Raw genomic sequence first — 9,942 nt, 5'->3', positions numbered from 1 at the left:
GCCTAACTCTATGCTGAACCACACGCCATGATCGGCTTTATTTGTTGATAACTGCGGAGGGCTTCCATCATTCTGCGACATCACTGACAGATGTGCAAAGAACGCAATAACAAGAATAAATATCGTCTTCTTCATTTTCGTATAGATTTATGTTTTTACCTAAATTGATGCAAATCCATTTCAAGGCGTACACGCCAGGCAGACATATAGACGGCCAAGGTGCATCGCTGTCACATAACAGCTACATGATATTATGCAAATGCAACAGGCCTGCAAGCTGCGGAATATACGGATAACCTTTGCGGGTATTTCATCGTAGATCATATTCGCCTGTATTTAATCTCTGTAAAAAACGTTTAAGGTCATAAAAGGTTTCTCTTCATTCACTCGTTGGTATACAGTCATCACCATAAGTTTACGGCTATAAAGATACGAAAAATATTCCAACTCTGATTAATCTGAGTTTCCGTTTTTACACTTTGCGCGATTTTATCATAATCGCTCACCATGATTCTGCCGGATTATCATTTTATATTGAGCAGACTATCGTTTGCCATTTTAAGTCATAGCAGACTATGTCAGAAAAAGAATGACGACAAGAATACCACAAGAACAAATAAGCCGATGAAGGCATCTGTATACCTGTTGAATAGAGTCACAGTCTGTCTTGTACGCGATAAACATTTAACCATGCAATATAAGACAATCTGCTGTCTGCCATGAAAGCGCTAAAAGCATAATCACCTGCGAACATCCACGATGCAAAAGGTGCTGAACGGCAACACAATAGGTATGCTTTTACCCTATAAAATATGGCTTTTCACAAGCTGAAAGGGCACAATTTATACTGAAGACAAGCGTAAGGAAAATAAAAATTGTTTTATAAAAAACTCGTCACTCATCACATCTGCACCTAACTCACAGAATATCAACACATTATGGCGTGACGAGTTGTATTAAGGAAACATCACAACGGCACAGCGGCATACCGGCGTGATGAGTTCACCCTACAACTCATCACGCCATAAAATATTGTTGCACAAGGCTTTAGACAAGAATGTGACGAGTGACAAGTTTTTAATAAAACTTTTTATTTCATTATATTAGTTACCTTTTCTGATTTTGGTTGACTTCTAACAGTCTTTTACCTGATTAAAGTTGACTTTGGCTTAACCTATAACTGTTATTGTTGTTGACTCAATAATTGGAAAATAAACATACAGCTTTTGCAAATCCAGCAATAACTGCACGGGGCAAAAATTAAATTATTGGCATGTTGGTCAAAATAAAATTTTGGACCTGCCTCTTGCTTTTCTGATTCATCTGGAAATATAAGAAAGTGCGCCTAACTGATATAATATTGCACACGCGCCATTGGTCCGGCATAGCCTCTTCATTATTGAGAAAATAATGATATAAAAAAAGCGCCTTTTCCCTCACGGGAAAAAGCGCTATTGTAGAGATATATTCGACGTTATTATTCTGCCTTAGCTTCTTCTGTAGCTGTTTCCTCTGCTGCAGTCTCAGTTGCAGGAGTTTCAGCAGCTTCAGCAGCCTTAGAGCGGCGGCTACGACGAGTCTTCTTGGCAGCCTTGGGAGCCTTAGCCATGTTCTCATCATAATCAACGAGCTCTATGAAGCACATTTCAGCAGCGTCACCTTGACGGAAGCCCAGCTTTATGATTCTGGTGTATCCGCCCGGACGGTCAGCCACCTTAGTAGAAATCTCTTTGAACAGCTCTGTAACGGCATACTTGTTCTGCAGATAGCGGAAAACTACACGGCGAGATGTTGTTGTGTCATTCTTAGAACGTGTTATCAGAGGTTCTACATATTTTTTCAAGGCCTTAGCCTTAGCGAGAGTCGTAGTGATTCTTTTGTGCATTATCAGCGATACAGCCATGTTAGCAAGCATAGCCTTACGGTGAGATGCAGTACGACTCAGATGGTTGAATTTCTTATTATGTCTCATTTTTGTTTTTCTTTTGCGATAAATCGGCATGCCCGGCGCAGGTATCAGCCATGCGCCGGATTATGCACGGTTACTCTTTATCTAATTTGTACTTAGAAATATCGGTACCAAACGACAGATTCAGACTCTCGAGCAAATCATCAAGCTCTGAAAGCGATTTCTTACCGAAGTTGCGGAACTTGAGGAGGTCGGTCTTGTTGTACTGAACCAAATCGCCAAGAGTCTCAACATCAGCAGCCTTAAGACAGTTAAGCGCACGAACAGAAAGATTCATGTCTATGAGCTTTGTCTTGAGCAGCTGGCGCATGTGGAGTATCTCTTCGTCGAATTCCTGATTACCGTCAACATCATTGTTCTCAAGAGTAATCTTCTCGTCAGAGAACAGCATGAAGTGGTAAATAAGAATCTTGGCAGCCTCCTTAAGAGCGTCCTTCGGGTGAATGGAACCGTCCGTCGTAACTTCAATAACCAGCTTGTCGTAGTCGGTCTTCTGTTCAACACGATACGGCTCAACTGAATATTTCACGTTACGGATCGGAGTGTAAATAGAATCGATTGGAATAACGTTGACGTCAGTGCAGAACTCACGGTTCTCGTCAGCAGGAACGTATCCGCGTCCTTTGTTTATAGTGAGATCAATCTGCATTGAAGCTTTGGCATCTAAATGACAAATCACCAAATCAGGGTTTAACACTTCAAATCCAGTCAGATACTTACCTATATCACCTGCTTTGAACTCTGTTGAATTCTCTACGGTGACACTAACTTTTTCGTTCTCGAATTCTTCTACTACTTGCTTGAATCTTACTTGTTTCAAATTCAAGATAATGTTGGTAACATCCTCCTTTACGCCAGGTACAGAGGAAAACTCATGCTCAACACCCGAAATACGGATTGTGTTGATAGCATAACCCTCAAGCGATGAAAGAAGAATGCGGCGCAATGAGTTACCGATGGTAACGCCAAAGCCTGGCTCCAAAGGACGAAATTCGAACTTGCCGAATTTGTCTGTCGCCTCCAACATTACAACTTTATCAGGTTTTTGAAATGCTAATATCGCCATTAATTTAATGATTTATTTAGAGTACAACTCAACGATTAACTGTTCCTTAATGTTCTCCGGTATGTCAGCACGCTCCGGCTTGTGCAGAAGCTTGCCGCTCTTTGTGTTTTCATCCCACTCCAACCAAGGATACTTGCTGTGATTGAAACCAGCCAAAGCTGCTTCAATAACCTCAAGAGACTTAGCCTTCTCACGAACACCTACTACCTGACCGGGAGCAACTGAATATGAAGGAATGTTAACTACCTTACCGTCAACAACAATATGCTTATGACTAACCAGCTGACGAGCTGCAGCACGTGTAGGAGCAATTCCAAGGCGGAACACTACGTTGTCAAGACGGCACTCAAGGCTCTGGAGCAATACCTCACCGGTAATACCGTCTGCCTTTGCTGCCTTCTCGAACAGATTACGGAACTGACGCTCAAGCACACCATAAGTGTATTTAGCTTTCTGCTTCTCTGCCAACATGACACCATACTCAGACATCTTTCTGCGACGATTATTGCCATGCTGTCCAGGAGGGAAGTTTCTCCTAGACAAAACTTTGTCAGCGCCGAAAATGGGTTCACCAAAACGACGCGCAATTTTTGATTTCGGACCTGTATATCTAGCCATAATAATTTAAAATACTTTGTTTTATTGTGCCATCCTGCACAACGCAGGATGGCGGATTTGTGTACTTGATTAAACTCTTCTTCTCTTTGGAGGACGGCAACCGTTGTGGGGTAACGGTGTTACGTCGATAATCTCTGTAACTTCGATTCCGGCACCGTGTACGGCACGGATAGCTGACTCACGGCCGTTACCCGGACCCTTAACATATGCCTTCACCTTACGGAGACCAAGGTCATAAGCTACTTTTGCACAATCCTCGGCAGCCATCTGAGCTGCATAAGGAGTATTCTTCTTTGAGCCGCGGAAACCCATCTTTCCGGCTGAAGACCATGAAATAATCTGGCCCTCGCTGTTAGCCAAAGATACAATGATATTGTTGAAAGAGCTATGAACGTGAAGCTGGCCCATAGCGTCAACCTTTACATTTCTTTTTCTAGATGTTGCTGTTTTCTTTGCCATAACTAATTATTATTTAGTAGCCTTTTTCTTATTAGCAACAGTCTTCTTCTTACCTTTACGGGTACGAGCATTATTCTTTGTACTCTGACCGCGAACCGGAAGACCGTTACGATGACGAATTCCACGATAGCAACCAATATCCATCAGTCGCTTGATATTCATTTGGATCTCTGAACGGAGATCACCTTCTACTTTGAATTCAGCGCCGATTATTTCACGGATCTTAGCTGCCTGATCGTCTGTCCAATCGCAGACCTTCAGGTCACGGCTTACGCCTGCTTTATCCAATATCTTTGCTGAACTACTTCGACCTATACCATAAATATAAGTCAATGCGATTTCGCCACGCTTATTCTGGGGCAAATCTACTCCAACAATTCTTATTGCCATTTTTGTTAATTAATTAAAAAATTTAATGTTTTAGCCCTGACGTAATTTGTACTTAGGGTTTTTCTTGTTAATAACGTACAGACGACCCTTACGACGAACGATTTTGCAATCGGGAGTACGTTTCTTTAATGATGCTCTTGTCTTCATATATCTCTATAAAATTATTTGTATCTGAATACGATTCTGCCCTTTGTCAAATCATAAGGACTCATCTCAACTTTTACTTTATCTCCGGGAAGAATCTTAATATAATGCATTCTCATCTTACCCGAAATGTGAGCCGTTATAGGACAGCCATTCTCCAACTCTACACGGAACATTGCATTTGACAATGCCTCTACGATTGTTCCGTCCTGCTCTATTGCGTCTTGTTTTGCCATATTTAAAATTAATTTCTTTCTAATCGTTCAACTTCCTCAAAAGAAGATAAAATTTCTGCCTTACCCCGATATATCGCTACTGTATGTTCAAAATGTGCAGCAGGTTTCCCGTCACATGTCTTTATCGTCCAACGGTCGGGCATCATGCAAAGGGATCTGTCGCCCATCGTTATCATCGGTTCTATCGCAATACACATGCCTGCTTTAAGCAATACTCCCGAACCACTAGTGCCATAGTTTGGTACAGATGGATCTTCGTGCATCTCGCGTCCTATACCATGTCCTGTCAGTTCTCTGACAACTCCATATCCTCGCGATTCGCAATGAGCCTGCACGGCATGACCGATATCACCAATATGTTTTCCGGCAACGGCATTCTCGATACCCAAATAAAGAGCCTCCTTGGTAGTCAGAAGCAACTGCTTCACTTCAGCCGAAACTTCACCTACACAAAAAGTATAACAAGAATCACCATTAAAACCGTTTAAAAGAGCACCACAGTCAACAGATATTATATCGCCGTCACGAAGCACAGTCTTGTTGTCTGGTATTCCGTGAACAACTACATCATTTACAGAAGTACAGATGCTTGCCGGAAAAGGTTGACCAAAAGGGTTAGGGTAATTTTTGAAGGTTGGTATTGCCCCATTGTCCCTGATGTAACTTTCTGCTATTTTATCCAACTGTAAAGTTGTAACACCGGGCTTGATATGCTTTGCTATCTCGCCCAAAGTGTTTCCAACTAACTGGTTGGCTTTTCGCATCAGTTCTATTTCATCTTCTGTCTTGAGAAATATCTTCATTCAGTAAGAAATACTCTAATATGCAGAAACGCCGCCATTACGGCCTCTAATTCGACCTGAATTGAGCAAGCCATCGTAATGTCTCATCATCAAATGACTTTCGATCTGCTGGAGTGTGTCTATAACAACACCTACGAGAATGAGGAGAGATGTTCCACCAAAGAACTGAGAGAAAGCATCCTGAACATTCAGCAATCCAGCAAGAGCAGGCATTACAGCGATAAACGCAATAAAGAGTGAACCGGGGAATGTTATACGAGACATAACTGTATCGATATAATCAGCGGTGTCTTTACCTGGCTTGATGCCGGGTATAAAGCCATTATTACGCTTCATGTCTTCAGCCATCTGTGTCGCGTTCAGAGTCAATGCTGTATAAAAATATGTGAAAGCAATTATAAGTGCTGCAAACACAATATTATACAACAAGCTTCTGTGATCCATCAAAGAACGGATAATGTAACCGCTCTGGTCTGTTGAATACTGAACGATTGCCAACGGAATGAACATCAATGCCTGAGCAAAGATGATAGGCATAACGTTAGCAGCGAAGAGCTTCAACGGAACATACTGGCGTGCACCACCGTACTGCTTGTTACCGACAATACGCTTAGCATACTGTACTGGTATTTTGCGAGTGCCCTGAACCAAGAGCAAAGATGCACAAACGACAGCATAAAGTATAAGTATCTCAACAATAAACATAACGAGACCACCGCCAGTGATTGCCGTAAAGCGAGAGCTGACCTCCTGTATAAATGCCTGCGGCAGACGGGCGATGATTCCTATCATAATGATCAATGAGATACCATTTCCAATGCCTTTATCCGTAATACGCTCACCGAGCCATAAAACGAACATACTACCTGCAGCAAGAATAATTGTTGCGGGTATCATGAACACTGACCAGTCAATGCCTGATGACAAAGCACCATAGGCCTGAATCTTCAGGTTCATCAAGTAAGAAGGAGCCTGGAACAAAAGAATTGCAACGGTAAGCACACGTGTATACCAATTGATCTTCTTACGTCCACTCTCGCCCTCACGCTGCATCTTCTGGAAATACGGCACTACAACTGCAAGCAGCTGCATTACGATAGAAGCTGAGATGTAAGGCATTATTCCCAATGCAAAGATAGAAGCATTGGAGAAAGCACCACCGGAGAACATGTCAAGCAGCGACATAAGACCGCCACTTGTCTGCGACTGCAATTTCTGCAACATTGATGGATCAATTCCTGGCAAAACAACAAATGATCCAAAACGATAAATTGCAACAAATGCTATGGTGATGAGGATTCGCTGACGCAAATCCTCAATCTTCCAACAGTTCTTCAGTGTCTCAATAAACTTTTTCATTTACTTAGATTATTGTTGTGTTACCACCAACTGCCTTGATAGCCTCTTCAGCAGTCTTAGAGAAAGCATGAGCTTCCACTTCCAATTTTGCTTTCAATTCACCATTTCCGAGAATCTTAACCAACTCTTTACCATTGGTAAGACCAGCAGCCTTCAGTTCCTGAATGCCGATCTTTGTAAGATTCTTTGCCTCAGCAATCTCCTGAAGCGTAGAAAGGTTTACAGCAAAATACTCCTTATGGTTAATATTCTTGAATCCAGCCTTCGGTATACGACGCTGCAAAGGCATCTGACCACCTTCGAATCCAATCTTTCTCTTATAACCAGAACGTGCCTTAGCACCCTTGTGACCACGTGTAGACGTTCCACCAAGGCCAGAACCTGGTCCACGGCCGATACGGCGGCGTGAATGAGTAGAACCTGCAGCTGGTTTCAAATTATTTAGTTTCATAATCGTTTCTTTTTTAATGTGAGTTATTATTCAATAACGGTTACCAGATGGTGAACCTTCCTTATCATACCGCGAAGGGTAGGACTATCTTCACGCTCTACGACCTGAGATATTTTACGTAAACCAAGAGCCGCAAGTGTACGTTTCTGGTCTAGCGGAGCACCAATTTTACTTTTAATCTGCTTGATCTTTATTGTTGCCATATTATTATCTCCTATCCTCTAAATACTTTTTCCAAACTGATTCCACGTGTCTTGGCAATGGTATAAGCATCGCGCAACTGTGTCAGAGCCACGATAGTAGCCTTAACAAGGTTGTGAGGGTTAGAAGAGCCCTTTGACTTAGCAAGGACATCCTTAACACCAACACTCTCAAGCACAGCACGCATAGCACCACCGGCTACAAGACCAGTACCGGCTGCTGCAGGCTTCAAGAAAACCTGAGCTCCACCGAATGTTGCCTCAATCTCATGAGGTATTGTACCCTTAAGTACAGGAACCTTAACAAGATTCTTCTTTGCAGACTCAACACCTTTAGAAATTGCAGCGGTAACTTCTCCTGCCTTTCCAAGACCCCAACCGATTACTCCGTTGCCGTCACCAACTACAACAATAGCAGCAAATGTGAAGGTACGACCACCTTTTGTTACCTTAGTAACACGGTTAATAGCAACCAATCTGTCTTTTAATTCAACGTCACTATTTATTTTAACTTTGTTCATTGCCATAATCGATTAAAAATTAAGTCCACCTTTACGAGCTGCATCAGCAAGTTCCTTAACACGTCCATGGTAGAGGTATCCGTTACGGTCGAAAACAACCTTAGAGATTCCAGCCTCTACAGCCTTCTTTGCTATCAGTTCACCAACTTTGGCTGCCTGCTCGCACTTTGGCATTGTCTCAAGGCCAAGTGAAGAAGCAGAAACAAGAGTTGTACCTGTTACATCATTGATAATCTGAACATATATCTGCTTGTTGCTGCGGAATACACTCATACGAGGACGTTCAGCTGTTCCGTTTACACTTTTGCGAATTCTGAACTTTATCTTTATTCGTCTTTCTATTTTCTTTGTTGTCATGATCGTAAAATATTAAAGTTACTTAGCAGCAGCAGTCTTACCAGACTTTCTGCGGATGACTTCGCCTTTGAACAATATACCTTTTCCTTTGTAAGGCTCAGGCATACGGAACGAACGTATCTTGGCGCAAATAAGTCCGAGCAATTCCTTATCGCAAGATTCCAAAATAATAACAGGGTTCTGATTTCTTTCAGACTTTGTCTCAACCTTAACTTCCTTAGGCAACTGGATGAAAATCGGGTGTGTATATCCTAAAGCGAATTCGATGATGTTTCCCTGATTAGAAACACGATAGCCCACACCGACAAGCTCAAGCTCCTTCTTATAGCCCTCGCTTACGCCAACAACCATGTTGTTGACCAAAGCACGATAAAGGCCATGGAATGCCTGCTTCTGCTTGTAGTTTACAGGACTATTCTCATCAATTTCAAATATTACATGATTATCTTCAATCTTAACTTTGATAGAAGAGTCTACCTTCTGAGAAAGTTCTCCCTTGGGACCTTTTACATTAACTACGCCATTGTTGAGAGTTACTGTAACGCCTGAAGGAATGCTGATAGGCAATTTTCCAATTCTTGACATAATCTAATTTCCTCCATTAATAAACGTAGCAAAGAACCTCACCACCGATCTTAAGGTCAGCAGCCTCTTTGTTTGTCATTACACCTTTGGATGTAGATAAAATAGCAATACCTAATCCGTTAATAACTCTCGGCATGTCCTTGTATCCAGTATACTTACGCAAACCTGGAGTAGACACTCTCTTCAAACACTTGATTGCGTTTGTCTTGGTTGCAGGGTCATACTTCAATGCAACCTTAATTGTACCCTGAGGTCCATCCTCAATGAACTTGTAGTTAAGGATGTAACCTTTCTCGAAGAGGATCTTTGTAATCTCTTTCTTCAAGTTTGAAGCTGGTACTTCAACAACACGGTGATGAGCCATGATTGCGTTTCTCAACCTCGTCAGATAATCTGCTATTGGATCTGTCATAAAATAATTGTTTAATTAATCGGGACTGCCCCGACAATATTAAATAAAAAAACTAAATCTCCTAAATTACCAGCTTGCCTTCTTTACTCCAGGGATAAGACCGGCAGAAGCCATCTCACGGAACTGAATACGAGAAAGGCCAAACTGACGGATGTAACCCTTTGGACGACCTGTAATCTTGCAACGGTTGTGCAGACGGATAGGATTAGCATTGCGGGGAATGCTCTGCAATTTTCTTGCAGCCTCATAAGCCTCTGCAGGATCGTCTGTTGTAGCTATAATTTTTTTCAAAGCCGCACGTTTTTCAGCATAACGGGCAACGAGTTTAGCACGTTTAACCTCGCGGGCTTTCATTGATTCTTTTGCCATATC

16 protein-coding genes are annotated in these 9,942 nt (G+C 42.1%); all 16 read right to left on the bottom strand.

Features of this window, described 5'->3' with window-relative positions:
- Positions 1-1,477: 1,477 nt before the first annotated feature.
- A complete protein-coding gene (gene rplQ / locus QVO66_RS09235; protein WP_053398839.1) occupies positions 1,478-1,972 on the bottom strand; it encodes a 50S ribosomal protein L17 in 495 nt (164 codons plus the stop codon).
- A 70-nt stretch (positions 1,973-2,042) separates the two neighbouring features.
- Complete coding sequence (locus QVO66_RS09230; protein WP_021855194.1) at positions 2,043-3,035, bottom strand: DNA-directed RNA polymerase subunit alpha; 993 nt, start codon at positions 3,033-3,035, stop codon at positions 2,043-2,045.
- 12 nt (positions 3,036-3,047) lie between these two features.
- A complete protein-coding gene (rpsD, locus tag QVO66_RS09225; RefSeq protein ID WP_021855193.1) occupies positions 3,048-3,653 on the bottom strand; it encodes a 30S ribosomal protein S4 in 606 nt (201 codons plus the stop codon).
- Between the two features lie 69 nt (positions 3,654-3,722).
- On the bottom strand, positions 3,723-4,112 hold the full coding sequence (gene rpsK, locus QVO66_RS09220) for a 30S ribosomal protein S11 (protein WP_021855192.1): 390 nt from the start codon (positions 4,110-4,112) through the stop codon (positions 3,723-3,725).
- Between the two features lie 9 nt (positions 4,113-4,121).
- Entirely contained in the window at positions 4,122-4,502 is a 381-nt protein-coding gene (gene rpsM / locus QVO66_RS09215; RefSeq protein WP_021855191.1) for a 30S ribosomal protein S13, read from the bottom strand.
- Between the two features lie 30 nt (positions 4,503-4,532).
- Positions 4,533-4,649, bottom strand: coding sequence for a type B 50S ribosomal protein L36 (gene ykgO / locus QVO66_RS09210; protein ID WP_021855190.1), 117 nt, complete (start codon positions 4,647-4,649; stop codon positions 4,533-4,535).
- 14 nt (positions 4,650-4,663) lie between these two features.
- Complete coding sequence (gene infA, locus QVO66_RS09205) at positions 4,664-4,882, bottom strand: translation initiation factor IF-1 (protein ID WP_021855189.1); 219 nt, start codon at positions 4,880-4,882, stop codon at positions 4,664-4,666.
- A gap of 8 nt (positions 4,883-4,890) precedes the next feature.
- Complete coding sequence (map, locus tag QVO66_RS09200; protein WP_125105469.1) at positions 4,891-5,685, bottom strand: type I methionyl aminopeptidase; 795 nt, start codon at positions 5,683-5,685, stop codon at positions 4,891-4,893.
- A 15-nt stretch (positions 5,686-5,700) separates the two neighbouring features.
- Entirely contained in the window at positions 5,701-7,044 is a 1,344-nt protein-coding gene (secY, locus tag QVO66_RS09195) for a preprotein translocase subunit SecY (RefSeq protein WP_021855187.1), read from the bottom strand.
- A gap of 4 nt (positions 7,045-7,048) precedes the next feature.
- On the bottom strand, positions 7,049-7,495 hold the full coding sequence (gene rplO / locus QVO66_RS09190) for a 50S ribosomal protein L15 (RefSeq protein ID WP_021855186.1): 447 nt from the start codon (positions 7,493-7,495) through the stop codon (positions 7,049-7,051).
- Between the two features lie 26 nt (positions 7,496-7,521).
- Positions 7,522-7,698, bottom strand: coding sequence for a 50S ribosomal protein L30 (rpmD, locus tag QVO66_RS09185; RefSeq protein ID WP_021855185.1), 177 nt, complete (start codon positions 7,696-7,698; stop codon positions 7,522-7,524).
- Positions 7,699-7,709: 11 nt separating this feature from the next.
- On the bottom strand, positions 7,710-8,222 hold the full coding sequence (gene rpsE, locus QVO66_RS09180; RefSeq protein ID WP_053398841.1) for a 30S ribosomal protein S5: 513 nt from the start codon (positions 8,220-8,222) through the stop codon (positions 7,710-7,712).
- Positions 8,223-8,228: 6 nt separating this feature from the next.
- Positions 8,229-8,573: a 50S ribosomal protein L18 gene (gene rplR / locus QVO66_RS09175; RefSeq protein WP_021855183.1), complete on the bottom strand. Its 345-nt coding sequence runs from the start codon at positions 8,571-8,573 to the stop codon at positions 8,229-8,231.
- Positions 8,574-8,591: 18 nt separating this feature from the next.
- The gene (rplF, locus tag QVO66_RS09170; RefSeq protein WP_021855182.1) at positions 8,592-9,158 is read right to left on the bottom strand and encodes a 50S ribosomal protein L6; all 567 of its coding nucleotides are present in this window, start codon (positions 9,156-9,158) and stop codon (positions 8,592-8,594) included.
- Positions 9,159-9,174: 16 nt separating this feature from the next.
- Complete coding sequence (rpsH, locus tag QVO66_RS09165) at positions 9,175-9,570, bottom strand: 30S ribosomal protein S8 (RefSeq protein ID WP_021855181.1); 396 nt, start codon at positions 9,568-9,570, stop codon at positions 9,175-9,177.
- Positions 9,571-9,636: 66 nt separating this feature from the next.
- Entirely contained in the window at positions 9,637-9,939 is a 303-nt protein-coding gene (gene rpsN, locus QVO66_RS09160) for a 30S ribosomal protein S14 (RefSeq protein ID WP_021855180.1), read from the bottom strand.
- Positions 9,940-9,942 lie beyond the last annotated feature (3 nt).

It is taken from the genome of Prevotella sp. CAG:255 (genome assembly GCF_000431195.1).
Taxonomy (GTDB): Bacteria; Bacteroidota; Bacteroidia; order Bacteroidales; family Bacteroidaceae; genus Prevotella; species Prevotella rara.
Note: the sequence above shows the minus strand (reverse complement) of the source record. Positions and strands in the feature narration are given on the sequence as shown.